The sequence below is a fragment of the Streptomyces sp. NPDC001515 genome (assembly GCF_053597115.1).
Genome location: NZ_JBSFHN010000016.1, coordinates 1 through 18,081, shown reverse-complemented (window position 1 = coordinate 18,081; position 18,081 = coordinate 1). Strand labels below are relative to the sequence as shown.

At 71.8% G+C, this 18,081-nt stretch carries 18 protein-coding genes; 14 read left to right on the top strand and 4 right to left on the bottom strand.

Going from position 1 to position 18,081, the window contains the following annotated elements:
• Positions 1-61 precede the first annotated feature (61 nt).
• The gene (locus ACWCXC_RS18260; protein ID WP_450889829.1) at positions 62-697 is read left to right on the top strand and encodes a DJ-1/PfpI family protein; all 636 of its coding nucleotides are present in this window, start codon (positions 62-64) and stop codon (positions 695-697) included.
• Here the strand turns inward: ACWCXC_RS18260 and ACWCXC_RS18255 are convergent.
• Positions 684-1,469 carry an enoyl-CoA hydratase/isomerase family protein gene (locus ACWCXC_RS18255; RefSeq protein ID WP_450681231.1) on the bottom strand — a complete coding sequence of 262 codons (786 nt, stop codon included), beginning with the start codon at positions 1,467-1,469 and terminating at the stop codon, positions 684-686. The genes ACWCXC_RS18260 and ACWCXC_RS18255 overlap by 14 nt on opposite strands.
• Before the next feature lie 80 nt (positions 1,470-1,549).
• Between ACWCXC_RS18255 and ACWCXC_RS18250 the strand changes: the two genes are divergently transcribed.
• Entirely contained in the window at positions 1,550-2,176 is a 627-nt protein-coding gene (locus ACWCXC_RS18250) for an HdeD family acid-resistance protein (protein ID WP_450681230.1), read from the top strand.
• A 134-nt stretch (positions 2,177-2,310) separates the two neighbouring features.
• Positions 2,311-2,766: an ATP-binding protein gene (locus tag ACWCXC_RS18245; RefSeq protein ID WP_450889826.1), complete on the top strand. Its 456-nt coding sequence runs from the start codon at positions 2,311-2,313 to the stop codon at positions 2,764-2,766.
• A 24-nt stretch (positions 2,767-2,790) separates the two neighbouring features.
• On the opposite strand, the gene idi is transcribed toward ACWCXC_RS18245, so the two are convergent.
• From idi to galE, 3 genes are all read right to left on the bottom strand, one after another.
• The gene (gene idi, locus ACWCXC_RS18240; RefSeq protein WP_450681228.1) at positions 2,791-3,384 is read right to left on the bottom strand and encodes an isopentenyl-diphosphate Delta-isomerase; all 594 of its coding nucleotides are present in this window, start codon (positions 3,382-3,384) and stop codon (positions 2,791-2,793) included.
• Between the two features lie 263 nt (positions 3,385-3,647).
• Complete coding sequence (locus tag ACWCXC_RS18235) at positions 3,648-4,589, bottom strand: cation diffusion facilitator family transporter (RefSeq protein WP_450681227.1); 942 nt, start codon at positions 4,587-4,589, stop codon at positions 3,648-3,650.
• A 166-nt stretch (positions 4,590-4,755) separates the two neighbouring features.
• Positions 4,756-5,739 carry a UDP-glucose 4-epimerase GalE gene (gene galE, locus ACWCXC_RS18230; RefSeq protein ID WP_450889823.1) on the bottom strand — a complete coding sequence of 328 codons (984 nt, stop codon included), beginning with the start codon at positions 5,737-5,739 and terminating at the stop codon, positions 4,756-4,758.
• 297 nt (positions 5,740-6,036) lie between these two features.
• On the opposite strand from galE, the gene ACWCXC_RS18225 reads away from it, so the two are divergent.
• From ACWCXC_RS18225 to ACWCXC_RS18175, 11 genes are all read left to right on the top strand, one after another.
• Positions 6,037-7,812 carry a DUF5941 domain-containing protein gene (locus ACWCXC_RS18225; protein ID WP_450889981.1) on the top strand — a complete coding sequence of 592 codons (1,776 nt, stop codon included), beginning with the start codon at positions 6,037-6,039 and terminating at the stop codon, positions 7,810-7,812.
• Positions 7,809-8,546, top strand: a complete 738-nt coding sequence (locus ACWCXC_RS18220; RefSeq protein WP_450889821.1) for a phosphocholine cytidylyltransferase family protein — start codon at positions 7,809-7,811, stop codon at positions 8,544-8,546. The genes ACWCXC_RS18225 and ACWCXC_RS18220 overlap by 4 nt, the downstream gene beginning before the upstream one ends.
• Complete coding sequence (locus ACWCXC_RS18215) at positions 8,534-9,595, top strand: iron-containing alcohol dehydrogenase family protein (RefSeq protein ID WP_450681224.1); 1,062 nt, start codon at positions 8,534-8,536, stop codon at positions 9,593-9,595. The genes ACWCXC_RS18220 and ACWCXC_RS18215 overlap by 13 nt, the downstream gene beginning before the upstream one ends.
• Positions 9,573-10,352: a CDP-alcohol phosphatidyltransferase family protein gene (locus tag ACWCXC_RS18210; RefSeq protein ID WP_450681223.1), complete on the top strand. Its 780-nt coding sequence runs from the start codon at positions 9,573-9,575 to the stop codon at positions 10,350-10,352. The genes ACWCXC_RS18215 and ACWCXC_RS18210 overlap by 23 nt, the downstream gene beginning before the upstream one ends.
• Before the next feature lie 8 nt (positions 10,353-10,360).
• Entirely contained in the window at positions 10,361-11,233 is an 873-nt protein-coding gene (locus ACWCXC_RS18205) for a glycosyltransferase family 2 protein (RefSeq protein ID WP_450681326.1), read from the top strand.
• Positions 11,234-11,342: 109 nt separating this feature from the next.
• Positions 11,343-12,272, top strand: a complete 930-nt coding sequence (locus ACWCXC_RS18200) for an ABC transporter permease (RefSeq protein ID WP_450681222.1) — start codon at positions 11,343-11,345, stop codon at positions 12,270-12,272.
• A complete protein-coding gene (locus ACWCXC_RS18195) occupies positions 12,265-13,050 on the top strand; it encodes an ABC transporter ATP-binding protein (protein ID WP_450681221.1) in 786 nt (261 codons plus the stop codon). The genes ACWCXC_RS18200 and ACWCXC_RS18195 overlap by 8 nt, the downstream gene beginning before the upstream one ends.
• A 441-nt stretch (positions 13,051-13,491) precedes the next feature.
• Positions 13,492-14,412: a squalene synthase HpnC gene (hpnC, locus tag ACWCXC_RS18190; RefSeq protein WP_450681220.1), complete on the top strand. Its 921-nt coding sequence runs from the start codon at positions 13,492-13,494 to the stop codon at positions 14,410-14,412.
• A 29-nt stretch (positions 14,413-14,441) separates the two neighbouring features.
• Positions 14,442-15,362, top strand: coding sequence for a presqualene diphosphate synthase HpnD (hpnD, locus tag ACWCXC_RS18185; protein WP_450681219.1), 921 nt, complete (start codon positions 14,442-14,444; stop codon positions 15,360-15,362).
• A gap of 119 nt (positions 15,363-15,481) precedes the next feature.
• Positions 15,482-16,867 carry a hydroxysqualene dehydroxylase HpnE gene (hpnE, locus tag ACWCXC_RS18180; protein WP_450889817.1) on the top strand — a complete coding sequence of 462 codons (1,386 nt, stop codon included), beginning with the start codon at positions 15,482-15,484 and terminating at the stop codon, positions 16,865-16,867.
• A complete protein-coding gene (locus tag ACWCXC_RS18175) occupies positions 16,864-17,967 on the top strand; it encodes a polyprenyl synthetase family protein (RefSeq protein ID WP_450681217.1) in 1,104 nt (367 codons plus the stop codon). The genes hpnE and ACWCXC_RS18175 overlap by 4 nt, the downstream gene beginning before the upstream one ends.
• Positions 17,968-18,081: the final 114 nt, after the last annotated feature.

Here is an 18,081-nt window from a genome sequence, read left to right as displayed (position 1 = left end):
GGCGGACCACCGGCCACCCCGGTCACCGACCGGCGGACCACCGAAAGGCAGGCACTCACCCATGCGGATCGCCATCCTTCTCTTCGACCGCTTCACGGCCCTGGACGCCGTCGGACCTTACGAGATCCTGTCCCGCGCCCCCGGCGCCGAGACGGTCTTCGTCGCCGAGACCGCCGGGCCGGTGCGCAACGACAGCGGCGGTCTGGCCCTGGTCGCCGACCGGACGCTCGACGAGGTCCCGGACCCCGATCTGGTGATCGTCCCCGGCGGCCCCGGACAGGACGCCCAGATGGAGAACGAGGCCCTGCTCGGCTGGCTGCGCCGGGCCGACGCCACCAGCACCTGGACCACGTCCGTCTGCACCGGCTCGCTGCTCCTGGCCGCCGCCGGACTGCTCACCGGGCGCCGCGCCACCTCCCACTGGCTCGCCCTGGACACCCTGAAGGAGTACGGCGCCGAGCCGACCGGGGAGCGCGTGGTCACCGACGGCAAGTACGTCACCGCCGCGGGGGTCTCCTCCGGCATCGACATGGGGCTGACCCTGCTCGGCCGGATCGCGGGCGAGCGGCACGCCCAGGCCGTACAACTGCTGACCGAGTACGACCCGCAGCCGCCCTACGACGCCGGCTCGCCGGCGAAGGCGCCCGCCGAACTCGTCGAGGAATGGCGGGCGAGGAGCCGCTTCATCCTTCGGTGACCGCACCGGCCCCCGGGGTCTCGGCGGGCCAGGTGAAGCGCGGGGCGCGGCGCTCCAGGAAGGCGGCGACCCCCTCCGCGGTGTCTCCGCTCCGGCGGGCCCGCTCCGTCCAGTACGCGTCCCGGTCCTCCCGCCCCGAGGCGAACTCCTTGGCCGCGGCCTGGGTCAGCCGCGAGCGGGAGACCAGGGTGCGCACGTACTCCCCGACCCGCCGGTCGAACGCGTCGGCCGGCAGCACCTCGTCCACCAGCCCGGTCCGCAGCGCCCGGTCGGCATCGATCAGCTCACCGGAGAACAGCAGGTGCTTGGCGGTCGCCGGCCCGGTCAGCGCGACCAGCCGGCGGGTGGACGAGGAGGGGTAGACGATGCCCAGCCGGGCCGGGGTGACCCCGAACGACGCGTCCTCCCGCGCGAACCGCAGATCACAGGCGGCGGCGAGCTGGCTGCCGCCGCCCACGCAGTGACCGCGCACCGCGGCGAGCGTCGGCAGGGGGAAGGCGGCGAGCGCCTCCTCGGCCGCCACGGCCAGCTCCTGCGGGTTCTGTGAGGGATCGCGCAGCGAGGAGATGTCCGCCCCCGCGCAGAAGGTCTCCCCGGCCCCGGTCAGCACCAGCGCGCCCACCGAGGCGTCGGCCGCCAGCTCCTCCAGGAGCACCGGCAGCGAGCGCCACATCGCGGCCGTCATCGCGTTGCGCTTGGCGGGGTTGCTGATCACGACGGTGGCGAAGCCGTCCGCGACGGCGTGCTCCAGCCGGGGTTCCGTACGGTCCATGGGCCGGATGCTATCCACCGCCGCCGAACCTATGATCAAGAAGGGGTCGCGAAGCAGGCACGCACGCCGAGGAGTACACCGTGGCCGATCCCGTGAAGGAACGCAGGAGGCTCCACCGCGGTTTCGGCGGTCTGGCCCTGCTCGGCATCCTGCTCGTCGTCGCCGGACTGGTGGGGCTCGTCTACACCGGCGTCGCGACGCTGACCTCGATGATCCTCTTCGGCTGGCTGCTGCTCGTCGGCGGCCTGGTCGGTCTGGTGCACGCCGTGCAGTCGCGCGGCACCGGCTTCTTCTGGCTGGGCGTGGTGGTCGCGGCGCTGAACATCGCGGCCGGGGTCGTCGTCATCCGCCATCCGCACGGCACCGCCGAGGCCCTGACCATGTTCGCCGCGCTGCTCTTCCTGACCGGCGGGGTGTTCCGCCTCGTCGGCAGCGTGGTCGTGCGCGGCCCCCAGTTCGGCTGGACGCTGCTCCAGGGCGCCTTCGGGCTGCTGCTGGGGCTGCTGGTCCTCTTCGACTGGCCGCACAGCAGTCTGTACGTACTGGGCTGCTTCTTCTCGCTGGCCCTGCTCTTCGACGGACTCGGGCTCGTCGCCGCCGGCGTCGGCGGCCGGCGGATCGTCTCCCTGGTCTCGGAGCAGATGACCCCCGACGGCACCGGCCCCGGTGCACGGACAGAAGAGCACCAGAAGCGGCCCGAAAGCTGATGCGTCCAGAAATTGTCGACCAAATAACGTCGATATAAGTCGACTTCTGTTCAGTAGGACAGACCGGCCCGACGACTCCCCGCACCCTGTACTCGACGTGCAGTCACCATCGAGGCGAGAGCGGGTACCGGACTATGGAGAGCCGCGGGAGTGTCCCCGCCCGGCCCGTGCCGTACGAGGGGGTCTGGCGCTTCACCGCCCCGGCCACCGACGTCTCCGTACCCCGGGCCCGGCACGCGGTGCGCGATCTGCTGGCACGTCAGGGCGTGCCCCTGGACGAGGACATCGCCCAGGGGCTGCTGCTCATCGTCTCGGAGCTGGTGACGAACGCGGTGAAGCACGCCGCGCTGCTCTCCCCGGAGCTGGCGGTCGAGGTCGCCGTGAACGCCGAGTGGATCAGGGTCGCCGTGGAGGACAACCACCCCTACCGCCCCACCGCCCTGGAGACGGACTACGCGCAGACCGGCGGGCGCGGACTGCTGCTGGTCCGGGAGATCACCCGCGAGGCGGGCGGCAGCTGCGACGTGGAGCACACCGCGAGCGGCGGGAAGATCATCTGGGCGGCGCTGCCGCTCCGCGCGCTCCTCTGACCCCGCCGCCGCGGCTCCCGCGTCCTACCAGCCGGCGGACGGCCCGGTCAGCTCCCGGATCGCCGGACGGGCGGCGTCCAGCACGGTCATGAACCACGCGGAGAACGGGCCCTCGGCATGCCGCTCGGCCAGCTCCCCGGCCGTCACGAACACCGTCTCGCCCACCTCCTCCGCGTCCGGCCGCGGCAGATCGCGCACCAGCCCCACGAACAGGTGGTTGAACTCCTGCTCGACCAGCCCGGACGCGGGGTCCGGATGGTTGTAGCGCACCGTGCCCGCCTCGGCCATCAGCGAGGGAGAGACCCCCAGCTCCTCGTACGTGCGCCGGGCGGCGGCGGCGAAGGGCGCCTCGCCCGGGTACGGGTGGCCGCAGCAGGTGTTGGACCAGACACCGGGGGAGTGGTACTTGCCGAGCGCCCGGCGCTGGAGGAGCAGCCGCCCCTTCTCGTCGAAGAGGAACACGGAGAACGCCCGGTGCAGCAGGCCGGGCGCGAGGTGTGCGGCCAGCTTCTCCTCCGTGCCGATGGTGGTGCCGTTCTCGTCGACCAGTTCGAGCAAGATCACTTCTGCTGCGCCGTTCGTCGAGGTGTTCGCCGCGGTGGCTGGTGTGGTCGGCATACCCATCCTTCGCATGTGTTTCAGACGCCCCCGGGGTCCGGCGCCCGTGTGCCGGTCCCGTCGAGTCCGGCCCAGTCTGCCGTACAAAAGCGGCTTGTCCGTACTTCGGGTCCAGGCATGTCCGGTTCCGTGCGCCGGTACGAAGCGGCGGGGGCGGACGCGGTGCCGGGCCGTGAAGGACAGCGGTCTCGCACCGCCGCGGGGCGAACCACGCGTCCGCGAAACCCTACACGCCACGCCCTCGCGGCCCGGGGCTGCGGCGGTCAGTGGCAGAGCCGGGCCTCGTGCTCCGCGTGGCCGCTCGGCTCCAGCTGGAAGGTGCAGTGCTCCACGTCGAAATGGTCACCGAGGCAGCCCTGCAGTTCGTGCAGCAGCTTCTCGTGCCCCACCGAGTCGAGGAAGTCCTGCTGCACCACCACATGGGCGGAGAGCACCGGCATGCCCGAGGTGATCGTCCAGGCGTGCAGATCGTGGACGTCCAGCACCCCCGGCAGAGCCGTGATGTGGTCACGCACCTCGGCCATGTCCACCCCGGGCGGGGCCGCCTCCAGCAGCACGTTCAGCGTCTCGCGGAGCAGCTTCACCGTCCTCGGCACGATCATCAGCCCGATCACCAGCGAGGCGATGGGGTCCGCGGCCTGCCAGCCCGTCGCCATGATGACGCCCGCCGAGACCAGCACCGTCACCGAGCCGAGGGTGTCGGCGAGCACCTCCAGGTAGGCGCCCCGCACATTGAGGCTCTCCTTCTGCCCGCGCATCAGCAGCGACAGCGACACCATGTTCGCGACGAGACCGACCACGGCGAAGGCGATCGTCAGCCCGCCCCGGGTCTCGGTCGGCGTGATGAAGCGGTCCACCGCCTCGTAGAGCAGGAAGCCTCCCACCCCGAGCAGCAGCAGACAGTTGGCCAGGGCGGCCAGGATCTCGGCGCGGGCGTAGCCGAAGGTGCGGTTCGGCCCGGCCGGCCGGTTGGCGAAGTGGATGGCCAGCAGCGCCATGCCCAGGCCCAGCGAGTCGGTCGCCATGTGCGCCGCGTCGGCGATCAGCGCCAGCGAACCCGACAGCAGGCCGCCGACGACCTCCATCACCGTCACGCCCAGGGTGATGCCCAGGGCGATCCGCAGCCGCCCCCGGTGCGCGGCGGCCGCCGTGCCGGTGGGCGGCGGTCCGCCGTGCGCGTGTCCGTGATCGTGCCCAGCCCCCATGAGGACGCCTCCCGGTCGTCTGCGAACCCGGACGCGAACGGCCCGGACATCGTCAGTCAACTACGGGTGGGGGGTATCGGGCAACATGGTACTGAATATGGTTATCAGCCTCTCTGACCTGCGAAAATGTCTCCAGGTCAGAGAGGCGCCACCATCCCTTGGCCGCCTAGCGCGCCACCGTCTCCGGATGGTGCAGCCGCCAGCCCTCCCAGGCCGACTCCACCATCTCGCGCACCCCGCGCCGGGCGGTCCAGCCCAGCTCCCGGGAGATCCGGTCGCACGAGGCGACCGCCTTCGCGGCGTCGCCGGGACGCCGGGGTTCGACCACCGGCTCCGTGGTGAGCCCAGTGACCTCCGCCACCAGATCCGCCAGCTCGCGCACCGAGACGCCCTCGCCCCGGCCGATGTTCACGGTCAGGTCGCCGGGCTCGTCCCGCGCCGCCAGCGTCCGGGCGACGGCGAGGTGCGCGTCGGCCAGGTCGGCCACATGGATGTAGTCGCGGATGCCGGTGCCGTCGGGCGTGGGGTAGTCGTCCCCGAAGATCCGCGGCCCCTCGCCCCGGGTCAGCCGGTCGAAGAACATCGGGATCACGTTGAAGACACCCAGGTCCGCGAGGCCGGGCTCGGCTGCGCCCGCGACGTTGAAGTACCGCAGACAGCCGGTGGACAGTCCGTGCGCCCGCCCCGCCGCCCGCACCAGCCACTCGCCGGCGAGCTTCGTCTCACCGTACGGGTTGATCGGGGCGCAGGGCTCCTCCTCGGTGATCAGCTCCGCCGCCGGGACGCCGTACACCGCCGCCGACGAGGAGAACAGGAAGCTGCGCACCCCTGCGGCGACGACCGCCTCCAGCAGGACGGTCAGTCCCGTGATGTTCTCCCGGTAGTAGTGCAGGGGGCGCTCGACCGACTCCCCGACCTGCTTCTTCGCTGCGAGATGCACCACACCGGTCACCGCGTGCTCGGCCAGCACCCGGTCCAGCAGCGCGCGGTCGGAGACCGGGCCGCGGACCAGCGGGACGTCGTCCGCCAGCCGCTCGGGCCGGCCCGTGGACAGATCGTCCAGGACGACGACCCGCTCCCCGGCCTCCCGCATCGCCCGCACCACATGGGCCCCGATGTATCCCGCTCCGCCAGTGATCAGCCATGTCATGCGGGCCAGACTACGAGACGCCGGACAGGGCCCCGCACCCGCGTTTTGTCAGCCGGGGCGGCCATCGACGATGATGATCGCGGACGGGGTCGCATGATGTCGGTCCGCCCGGAACGGAGCACAAACGGGCAGTGAACTCCCGCTTCCGTTCATCCGATAGCCTCTGCCGACATGCCGCCGGCCGTATCCGGGCCGCGCTGTCGCGCGCCGACCCGTGTCAGCACCAAGGAGTGAGTTCGTCTGTCGACCGCCATTCTCACCGGTGCCCCGGTACCCGGATCCCCGCTCCAGGACGATCTGCGGTCGCTGGGCTTCGATGTCCGGACCGCCTCGGACGTGACGCAGGCGGCGACCCTGCTCTCCGCCGTCCCCGCAGGCAGCCGCGTCGCCCTCGTGGACCCCCGATTCGTCGGCCACCTCCACGCGCTGCGGCTCGGACTCACCGACCCGCGCTTCCCCGCCGCCGCCGTCCCCGGGGCGCTCACCGTGCAGCCCGAGGCGCGCCCCGCCCTGGTCCGCGCCCTGCGCACCACCACCGAGGCCGTGGGCGCGGGCGTCCCCGCGGGCCCGCCCGGAGCCACCACCGCGGTCATCGACCGCACGGTCCCCGGCCGGCTTGCCGCCACCATGGACGCCGAGGGCACCGCGGTCCAGCGCCCCGAGCTGGGCACCCTGGTCGCCGACGTGCCGGCCGACGAGCCCGCCCGCGCCGCCGCCCGGGCCCGGGTGGCCGAGGTCGACGAGGAGGCGGTGCGGCTGCGCAGCGCCGTGAAGGCCCGCGACGGCTTCTTCACCACGTACTGCATCAGCCCCTACTCGCGCTACCTCGCCCGCTGGTGCGCGCGCCGGGGCCTCACCCCGAACCAGGTCACCACCGCCTCGCTCCTGACCGCGCTGATCGCGGCCGGCTGCGCGGCCACCGGCACCCGCGGCGGATACGTCGCCGCCGGGGTGCTGCTCCTCCTCTCCTTCGTCCTGGACTGCACCGACGGGCAGCTCGCTCGCTACTCCCTGCAGTACTCCACGATGGGCGCCTGGCTGGACGCCACCTTCGACCGGGCCAAGGAGTACGCCTACTACGCGGGTCTGGCCCTCGGCGCCGCACCCGGCGGGGACGACATCTGGGCCCTGGCGCTCGGCGCGATGGTCCTCCAGTCCTGCCGGCACATCATCGACTTCTCGTTCAACGAGGCCAACCACGACGCGGTCGCGAACAGCAGCCCCACCGCCGCCCTCTCCGACAAGCTCGACAGCGTCGGCTGGACGGTCTGGGTGCGCCGCATGATCGTGCTCCCGATCGGTGAGCGCTGGGCGATGATCGCCGTGCTCACCGCGCTCACCACCCCGCGCATCGTCTTCTACGCGCTGCTCGTCGGCTGCGCCTTCGCCGCCTGCTACACCACGGCGGGCCGGCTGCTGCGCTCCGTGACCCGCCGGGCCCGGCGCACCGACCGCGCCGCCCAGGCCCTCGCCGACCTCGCGGACACCGGGCCGATCGCGGAGCTGGTGGCCGCCCGGGGCCCCCGGATCGGCGGCGCCTGGACCGCCCCTGTCATCGCGGTCGTCGGAGCCGGCGCCCTCGTCGCCGCCGCGCTCCAGCAGCCCTTCGGCAGCCGACAGACGATCATCGCCGCAGTGTTCTACGCCGTCTGCTCGGGCATAGCCGTGGCCCGCCCCCTCAAGGGCGCGCTCGACTGGCTCGTGCCCCCGGTCTTCCGGGCCGCGGAGTACTGCACGATCCTGATCCTGGCCGCCCGCAGCGACGTCCACGGGGCGCTCCCCGCGGCCTTCGGCCTGGTCGCGGCCGTCGCCTACCATCACTACGACACCGTCTACCGCATCCGCGGCGGCTCCGGAGCCCCGCCCGCGTGGCTGGTGCGCACCATCGGCGGACACGAGGGCCGGACCCTGGTGGTGGCCGTCCTCGCCGCCGTCCTCACGGCGCCCTCCGACTTCACCACGGCCCTCACCGTCCTCGCGGTGGCCGTCGCGCTCGTCGTGCTCGTGGAGTCCGTCCGCTTCTGGGTGTCCTCCGGGGCACCCGCCGTCCACGACGAAGGAGAACCCGCATGATCGGCCTCGTACTGGCAGCCGGCGCAGGGCGGCGGCTGCGCCCCTACACCGACACGCTCCCCAAGGCCCTCGTGCCCGTCGACGGCGACAGAACGGTCCTCGACCTCACCCTCGCCAACTTCGCCGAGATCGGTCTCACCGAGGCCGCGATCGTCGTCGGCTACCGCAAGGAGGCCGTCTACGCGCGCAAGGAGGAGCTGGAGGCGACGTACGGCCTCACGCTCACCCTCGTCGACAACGACAAGGCCGAGGAGTGGAACAACGCCTACTCCCTGTGGTGCGCCCGTGAGGTGCTCAAGCGCGGCGTCATCCTCGCCAACGGCGACACCGTGCACCCGGTCTCCGTCGAGAAGACGCTGCTCGCCGCCCGAGGCGACGGCAAGAAGATCATCCTCGCCCTCGACACGGTGAAGCGGCTCGCCGACGAGGAGATGAAGGTCGTCGCGGAGAACGGCAAGGGCGTCCGGCGGATCACCAAGCTCATGGACCCGGCCGAGGCCACCGGCGAGTACATCGGCGTCACCCTCATCGAGGGCGAGGCGGCCGAGGAGCTGGCCGACGCGCTGAAGGCCACCTTCGAGCGCGACCCCGACCTCTATTACGAGGACGGCTACCAGGAGCTCGCCGACCGCGGCTTCACCGTCGACGTGGAGCCGATCGGCGACGTCACATGGGTCGAGATCGACAACCACGACGACCTCGCCAAGGGCCGGGAGATCGCATGCCAGTACTGACCCGGCTCATCCCCTCCCCGGTCTTCGTCGACATCAGCCGGGGCGCCATGGACGATCTGGCCGGCCTCCTGGTCGACCAGCGGATCTCCGGCTCAGGCAAGCTCGCCATCGCGATCAGCGCCGGCTCCGGACTGGCCCTGCGCGAGAAGCTGGCCCCCGCCCTGCCGGGCGCCGACTGGTACTGCGTGGCTTCCGGTGACATCGATGCCGCCGTGCAGCTCGCGGACGACATCAAGGGCAAGCGCTACGACGCCGTGGTCGGCCTCGGCGGCGGCAAGATCATCGACGTGGCGAAGTACGCCGCGGCCCGGGTCGGCCTGCCGCTGGTCTCGGTCGCCACGAACCTGGCCCACGACGGCCTCTGCTCGCCCGTCGCCACCCTGGACAACGACAACGGACGGGGCTCCTACGGGGTCCCGATGCCGATCGCCATGGTCATCGACCTCTCCGTCATCCGCGAGGCCCCCGACCGCTTCGTCCGCTCCGGTGTCGGGGACGCGATCTCCAACATCTCCGCGATCGCCGACTGGGAGCTGTCGCACCGGGTCAACGGCGAGCCGGTCGACGGACTGGCCGCCGCCATGGCCCGTACCGCCGGGGAGGCCGTCCTGCGCCACCCCGGCACCGTCGCCGACGACGAGTTCCTCACCGTCCTCGCGGAGTCGCTGGTCCTCTCCGGCATCGCCATCTCGATCAGCGGCGACACCCGGCCCTCGTCCGGCGCCTGCCACGAGATCAGCCACGCCTTCGACCTGCTCTTCCCCCGGCGGGCCGCCAGCCACGGCGAACAGGTCGGCCTCGGTGCCGCCTTCGCCATGCACCTGCGCGGCGCCAGGGACGAGTCCGGGCTCTTCGCCGAGGTCCTGCGCCGGCACGGCCTGCCGGTCCTGCCCGAGGAGATCGGCTTCAGCGCCGACGAGTTCGTGCGGGCCGTCGAGTACGCCCCGCAGACCCGTCCGGGACGCTTCACGGTCCTGGAACACCTCAACCTCTCCACCGACCAGATCAGGGACGCGTACGCCGACTATGCCAAGACCATCAGTAGCTGAACTCCGCCCGGTCGTTCACCCGCCGGGGGTCAAGGACCGGCGCAGCGGCGAACACTGGGCGGGCCGGATATACATGCGCGAGGTCTCCCTGCGCGTGGACCGGTACCTGGTCAACACGAAGGTGACCCCCAACCAGCTCACCTATCTGATGACCGTCGCCGGAGTGCTCGCCGCCCCGGCCCTGCTCGTACCGGGCATCCCCGGCGCACTGCTCGGCGTCCTCATGGTCCAGCTCTATCTGCTGCTGGACTGTGTGGACGGCGAGCTGGCGCGCTGGAAGAAGCAGTTCTCGCTGGGCGGGGTCTACCTGGACCGGGTCGGCGCCTATCTGTGCGACGCGGCCGTCCTGGTCGGCTTCGGCCTGCGCGCCGCCGATCTGTGGGGCAGCGGGCGGATCGACTGGCTCTGGGCCTTCCTGGGCACGCTGGCCGCGCTGGGCGCCATCCTGATCAAGGCCGAGACCGACCTCGTCGGCGTCGCGCGCCACCAGGGCGGACTGCCGCCCGTCAAGGAGTCGGCCTCCGAGCCGCGCTCTTCCGGCATGGCGCTGGCCCGCCGGGCCGCCGGCGCGCTCAAGTTCCACCGGCTGATCCTGTGCGTCGAGGCGTCCCTGGTGATCCTGGTCGCGGCCGTGCTGGACGCCGTCCGCGACGATCTGTTCTTCAGCCGTCTCGCGGTCGCGGTGCTGGCCGGCATCGCGCTGCTCCAGACGCTCCTCCACCTCGTGTCGGTCCTGGCATCGAGCAGGCTCAAGTGAGTGCCCCCATGAAACTCGGCGCGGTCATCATCACGATGGGCAACCGCCCCGCCGAACTGCGTGCCCTCCTCGATTCGGTCGCCGCGCAGGAGGGCGACCGGATCGAGGTGGTCGTCGTCGGCAACGGCTCACCCGTCCCCGACGTCCCCGCGGGCGTGCGCACTGTCGAACTCCCCGAGAACCTGGGCATCCCCGGCGGCCGCAACGTGGGCATCGAGGCGTTCGGGCCCTCCGGCGCCGACGTGGATGCGCTGCTCTTCCTCGACGACGACGGTCATCTGCCGCGCACGGACACCGCCGAACTGTGCCGGAAGGCGTTCGAGGCCGATTCCCGACTCGGGATCATCAGCTTCCGGATCGCCGACCCGGACACCGGCGAGACCCAGCGCCGGCACGTCCCGAGGCTCCGCGCCGCCGACCCGATGCGCTCCTCGCGGGTGACGACCTTCCTGGGCGGCGCCAACGCCGTCCGCACCCGGGTCATCGCGGAGGTCGGCCCGCTGCCGGGCGACTTCTTCTACGCGCACGAGGAGACCGACCTCGCCTGGCGGGCGCTCGACGCCGGGTGGCTGATCGACTACCGCGCGGACATGGTCCTCAACCACCCCACCACCGCCCCGTCCCGGCACGCGGTCTACCACCGCATGGTGGCCCGCAACCGGGTCTGGCTGGCCCGCCGCAACCTCCCGGCACCGCTCGTCCCGGTCTATCTGGGCGTCTGGATGCTGCTCACCCTGCTGCGCCGGCCCTCGGGCCCCGCGCTGAAGGCATGGTTCGGTGGCTTCCGGGAAGGCTGGACGACACCCTGCGGACCCCGACGTCCGATGAAGTGGCGTACGGTATGGCGGCTGACCAGACTCGGCCGCCCTCCCGTGATCTGAGTGGTTCGCCTCTGGGACCATGAGGCGTAGATACTTCTGCCGGGACCCTGTCCGCCCCTGTGCCGCGCCCGTGAACGACCGCGCGTTCCGAATACGAGAGTTTCATCTGGTGAGTGACACAACCCACGACGGTGCTGTTGCGCTGAGCACCCCGCCATCCGCCGACGACGGACTGGGCGCCGCCGAACTGGCCGCGAAGTACGGTCTGACGGTCAGCGGTGCCCGTCCCGGACTCGTCGAGTACGTGCGCCAGCTGTGGGGGCGCCGCCACTTCATCCTGGCGTTCTCCCGCGCCAAGCTGACCGCGCAGTACAGCCAGGCCAAGCTGGGCCAGCTGTGGCAGGTGGCCACCCCGCTGCTGAACGCCGGGGTGTACTTCGTCATCTTCGGCCTGATCCTCGGCACCAAGCGGGGAATGGGCTCCGACGTCTTCATCCCCTTTCTGGTCACCGGGGTGTTCGTCTTCACCTTCACCCAGAGCTCGGTGATGGCCGGGGTCCGTGCCATTTCCGGCAACCTGGGGCTGGTGCGGGCGCTGCACTTCCCCCGGGCCTCGCTGCCCATCTCGTTCTCGCTGCAGCAGCTCCAGCAGCTGCTGTACTCGATGATCGTGCTGGTCACGGTGACCGTGGGATTCGGCAGCTACCCCACGCTCTCCTGGCTGCTGGTGATTCCGGCGCTGGCCCTCCAGTTCCTCTTCAACACCGGCCTGGCGCTGATCATGGCCAGGCTCGGCGCCAAGACGCCCGACCTGGCCCAGCTGATGCCGTTCGTCATGCGGACCTGGATGTACGCCTCCGGCGTCATGTTCTCGATCACGGAGATGCTGGCCGACAAGCCGGCCTGGATCACCGATGTGCTCCAGTACAACCCGGCGGCCATCTACATGGACCTGATCCGCTTCGCGATGATCGACGGCTACGGCTCCGAGAACCTGCCGGCGCACGTCTGGGTGGTGGGTCTGGCCTGGGCGGTCGTGATCGGCGTCGCGGGCTTCGTGTTTTTCTGGAAGGCAGAGGAGCGGTACGGCCGTGGCTGAGCAGAACTCCGCGGGGCGCGTCCCCACCGTGATCGCCGACGGGGTGCACATCGTGTACCGCGTCAACGGCGGCGGCGGTGGCCGGGGCAGCGCCACCGCGGCACTGAGCCGGATACTGCGCCGCGGCAAGGGCGAGGCGCGCGGGGTCCGCAAGGTGCACGCCGTGCGCGGTGTCTCCTTCACCGCCTACCGGGGCGAGGCCATCGGCCTCATCGGCACCAACGGCTCCGGCAAGTCCACCCTGCTGCGGGCCATCGCGGGGCTGCTGCCGACCGAGCACGGCAAGGTGTACACGGACGGGCAGCCCTCGCTGCTCGGCGTGAACGCCGCGCTGATGAGCGATCTGACCGGCGAGCGGAACGTGGTGCTCGGCGGGCTCGCGATGGGCATGTCCCGCGAGGAGATCCGCGAGCGCTACCAAGGCATCGTCGACTTCTCCGGGATCAACGACAAGGGCGACTTCATCACGCTGCCGATGCGGACGTACTCCTCCGGCATGGCCGCCCGGCTGCGCTTCTCCATCGCCGCCGCCAAGAACCACGACGTCCTGATGATCGACGAGGCGCTGGCCACCGGTGACCGCAAGTTCCAGATCCGCTCCGAGGAGCGCATCCGCGAACTGCGCAAGGAGGCCGGCACGGTGTTCCTGGTCAGCCACAGCAACAAGTCGATCAGGGACACCTGCGACCGGGTGCTGTGGCTGGAGAAGGGCGAGCTGCTGATGGACGGCCCGACCGACGAGGTCCTCAAGGCGTACGAGCGGGAGACCGGCAAGTAGCGCGCCCGCGCCGCGCACCGGAACGGCCCCCGCCGGAGACCTCCGGCGGGGGCCGTTCCGTATGCCGGGAGGAGGGGCGGGTTTCGGACATCCACGGATCGTGGTACCCGCGCGGTCCCGATCTCCTCCCGCCGGATGACGTCAATCTCCTTGCGCAAGGGGAAAGTTGACCACGCCATGCGCGCACCACCCGCGTGCCCCGCCCCCCGGCGTATGGATGAGCGTTGTACAACGTAAGCTGTACCGGTGCTGATTCGTTGCAAGTGGGGCGATACCGCCTGGGTGGGCCGCCCATAGCCGTCCGCCGCACTCGGAAGAGCGGGCGGCGTGTCCGGAATGGGATGTTTTGGGTCAGCAGTGTAGAACGGGAGATGTGACGGCTATGACGGAAGATCTCCAGCTCCGAGGTGCTCACGCCGTCCCCGCTCAGGGCGGTCGGCAGTGACACGCACCGACCGGACGCGGCTGGATTCCGCCGTCCCCGCGACTCTCGACAAGGCCGCCGACGAGAACTTCCCGGTGGCCCCCTTCTTCCTGCCGCGCGCCTGGCGCGACGATCTGATGGCGGTCTACGGCTTCGCCCGGCTCGTCGACGACATCGGCGACGGCGATCTCGCCCCCGGCGGCGCCGACGCCCGTCATCTCGGCCTCGGCCCGGACGGGGCGGACGACCGCGTCGCCATGCTCGACGCCCTGGAGCGGGACCTGGGCCGCCTCTTCGCCACCACCGGCGAGACCCCGCACCACCCGCTGCTCGCGGCCCTGCGCCCCACCGTGCGGCGCCGCGCGCTCACCCCCGAACCCTTCATCGGCCTCATCGAGGCCAACCGCCAGGACCAGAAGGTCCGCCGCTACGGGACGTACGAGGAACTGCTCGCCTACTGCGAACTCTCCGCCAACCCCGTCGGCCGCCTGGTCCTCCAGATCACCGGCACCGCGAGCCCCGAGCGCATCCGCCGCTCCGACGCCGTCTGCACCGCCCTGCAGATCGTCGAGCACCTCCAGGACGTCTCCGAGGACCTGGGCCGCGACCGGATCTATCTGCCCGCCGAGGACCTGGCCAGGTTCCACGTCTCCGAACACGACCTGGCCGCCCCCTCCGGGAACGCCTCGGTGCGCGCGCTGATCGCGTACGAAGCGGAACGAGCCGCGCATCTGCTGAATGAAGGCACCCCCTTGGTGGGTAGCGTCCACGGCAGGCTCAAGCTGCTTCTCGCCGGATTCGTGGGAGGGGGGCGCGCCGCCCTCTCCGCGATCGCGGCCGCCGGGTTCGACGTACTGCCCGGACCACCCAAACCCACCAAGCCCAGCCTTCTGCGCGAGGTGGGAGTTGTCTTGCGAAGAGCGCGTAGAGAGGGGTGAGCCGGACCGTGGAGGGACAGACGACGTACATGTCGGCACCGGTACAGGCCGCATACAGTTACTGCGAGGCGGTCACCGGACAGCAGGCGCGTAACTTCGCGTACGGCATCAGGCTGCTGCCCGCGGAGAAGCGACAGGCCATGTCGGCGCTGTACGCCTTCTCCCGCCGGGTCGACGACATCGGCGACGGCGAACTGGATCCGGAAACCAAGCGCGTCCGGCTGGAGGGCACCCGCACCCTGCTCGACCGGATCCGGGCCGGCGCGGTCGACGAGGACGACACCGACCCGGTCGCCGTCGCGCTTGCCGACGCGTCCCGCCGGTTCCCGCTGCCGCTCGAAGGGCTCGACGAGCTGATCGACGGCGTACTCATGGACGTGCGCGGCGCCACCTACGAGACCTGGGACGACCTGAAGGTCTACTGCCGCTGCGTCGCCGGCGCCATCGGCCGGCTCAGCCTGGGCGTCTTCGGCACGGAACCGGGCGCCCCGGGCGCCGAACGCGCCTCCGAGTACGCCGACACGCTGGGCCTTGCGCTCCAGCTGACGAACATCCTGCGCGACGTCCGCGAGGACGCCGGAAACGGCCGCACCTATCTGCCGGCCGACGACCTCGCCAAGTTCGGCTGCTCGGCCGGCTTCCACCGCGCCACCCCGCCGCCCGGCTCCGACTTCGCCGGCCTCGTCCACTTCGAGGTGCGGCGCGCCCGCGCCCTGTTCGCCGAGGGCTACCGGCTGCTGCCGATGCTCGACCGGCGCAGCGGGGCCTGTGTCGCGGCCATGGCCGGCATCTACCGCCGGCTGCTGGACCGGATCGAGCGCGACCCCGAGGCCGTGCTGCGCGGCCGGGTCTCGCTGCCGGGCCACGAGAAGGCGTACGTCGCGGTGCGCGGGCTGTCCGGGCTCGACGCGCGCCATATCTCCCGGCGCGCGACCCGGGGGCGTGTCTGAATGCGTCCCGGGCACATCTCGCGCACCATGTGCATCATGGATGATCACGCCGTACGCCGGGCAACCCTCCGCCGCACGGATGCGTCACTGACGGAAATGACCTGGCGAGAGGGGGACGCATGACTGGCGGAGCGACACGTTCCTCCCGGGCGGTCGTGATCGGCGGTGGACTCGCCGGGATCACCTCGGCCCTGCGTCTGGCCGATGCCGGGCTTGACGTGACCCTGCTCGAAGGGCGGCCGCGTCTCGGCGGACTGGCCTTCTCCTTCCGGCGCGGCGAGCTGACCGTGGACAACGGCCAGCACGTCTATCTGCGCTGCTGCACCGCCTACACCCGGTTCCTCGACCGCGTCGGCGGCACCTCGCTCGCACCCCTGCAAAACCGTTTGGACGTGCCCGTACTGGACGTCGGGCGGCCCTCGGGACCCCGCCTCGGCCGGATCCGACGCAACGGACTGCCGGTCCCGTTCCACCTCGCCGCCGGACTCGCCGGCTATCCGCACCTCTCGCTCGCCGAACGCGCGAGCGTCGGCCGCGCCGCGCTCGCGCTCGGCCGGCTGGACCCGGAGGACCCCGCGCTCGACGCGATCGACTTCGGCAGCTGGCTCGCCCGGCACGGCCAGTCGCCCCGCACCGTCGAGGCCCTCTGGGACCTGGTCGGCGTCGCCACCCTGAACGCCACCGCGCCGTACTCCTCGCTCGGCCTGGCCGCCAAGGTCTTCAAGACCGGTCTGCTCTCCGAGCCGGGCGCCGCCGACATCGGCTGGGCCGCCGTCCCGCTCGGCGCCATCCACGACACCCTGAGCCGCGCGGCCCTGGACGCGGCGGGGGTGCGTACCGCCCTGCGGACCAAGGCCGGCGCGCTCACCCGCGACGAGGGACGCTGGACGGTCGACACCGGGGACGAGCGCATCGAGGCGGACACCGTCGTCCTCGCCGTCCCGCAGCGCGAGACCCACGGCCTCCTGCCGCCCGGCGCGCTGGACGCCCCCGAGCGGCTGCTGGAGATCGGCACCTCGCCGATCCTCAACGTGCACGTGGTCTACGACCGCAAGGTGCTCCGGCAGCCGTTCTTCGCGGCACTCGGCTCCCCGGTCCAGTGGGTCTTCGACCGGACCGAGGCGTCCGGCCTGACCGGTCCCGGCCAGTACCTCGCGGTCTCCCAGTCCGCCGCGGGCGACGAGATCGACCTGCCGGTCGCGGAGCTCCGTGCCCGCTATCTGCCCGAACTCGAACGGCTGCTGCCCGCCGCCCGCGGAGCGGGGATCAGGGACTTCTTCGTCACCCGCGAGCGCACCGCGACCTTCGCGCCCGCGCCCGGCGTCGGCCGGCTGCGGCCCGGGACGCGGACCCGCGCCCCTGGTCTCTTCCTGGCCGGAGCATGGACCGCCACCGGCTGGCCCGCCACGATGGAGGGCGCCGTGCGCAGTGGCGAGGCCGCCGCCGACGCCGCGCTCCGGGCGCTCGGCCGCCCCCACGAACATCCGCTGCAGGAGGCGGCATGAGCAGTACCACCGGAACAAGAGGAGAGTCAGTGACCCCGGCGAATCCGGCTTCCGACACCGTGGCGCAGACCACGGACGTCACCGCGCTTCTGGAGCGCGGACGGGCCCTTTCCACGCCGGTGCTGCGCGCCGCGGTCGACCGGCTCGCACCGCCCATGGACACCGTGTCCGCCTATCACTTCGGCTGGATCGATGCCCAGGGCAGGCCCTCGGACGGCGACGGCGGCAAGGCCGTCCGCCCGGCGCTGGCCCTGCTCTCCGCGGAGGCGGCCGGCGCCGCCCCCGAGGCGGGCGTCCCCGGCGCCGTGGCCGTCGAACTCGTGCACAACTTCTCGCTGCTGCACGACGACCTGATGGACGGCGACGAGCAGCGCCGCCACCGTGACACGGTGTGGAAGGTGCACGGTCCGGCCCAGGCGATCCTGGTCGGCGACGCGCTGTTCGCCCTGGCCAACGAGATCCTGCTGGAGCTGGGCACCGTGGAGGCGGGCCGCGCGGCCCGCCGGCTGACCACGGCCACCCGCAAGCTCATCGACGGGCAGGCCCAGGACATCTCCTACGAGCACCGCGAGCGGGTCACCGTCGAGGAGTGCCTGGAGATGGAGGGCAACAAGACGGGCGCCCTGCTCGCCTGCGCCTGCTCGATCGGCGCGGTGCTCGGCGGCGCCGACGACCGGACCGCCGATGTGCTGGAGGCATACGGCTACCACCTGGGGCTCGCCTTCCAGGCCGTCGACGATCTGCTCGGGATCTGGGGCGACCCGGAGTCCACGGGCAAGCAGACCTGGAGCGACCTGCGCCAGCGCAAGAAGTCGCTGCCGGTCGTCGCCGCGCTCGCCGCGGGCGGCCCGGCCTCCGAGCGCCTGGGCGAACTGCTCGCCGCGGACGCGAAGAGCAGCGATTTCGACAGCTTCTCCGAAGAGGAGTTCGCCGCCCGCGCGGCGCTCATCGAGGAGGCGGGCGGCCGCGAATGGACCGCCCAGGAGGCCCGTCGGCAGCATGCGGTCGCCATCGAGGCCCTGCATGGTGTGGACATGCCCGAATCCGTGCGGGCGCAGCTCACGGCGCTCGCTGACTTCGTCGTCGTACGAAAGAGATGATCACCATCCCCTCCATATGACTCGCAGTCGCCGGGCGGGGCCCCCGTCCGGCGCCGGGCCGCCGGGTACCCCCCACACCCGCGCACCAAAAGCCCCGAGTGGGAGATAGGGAGA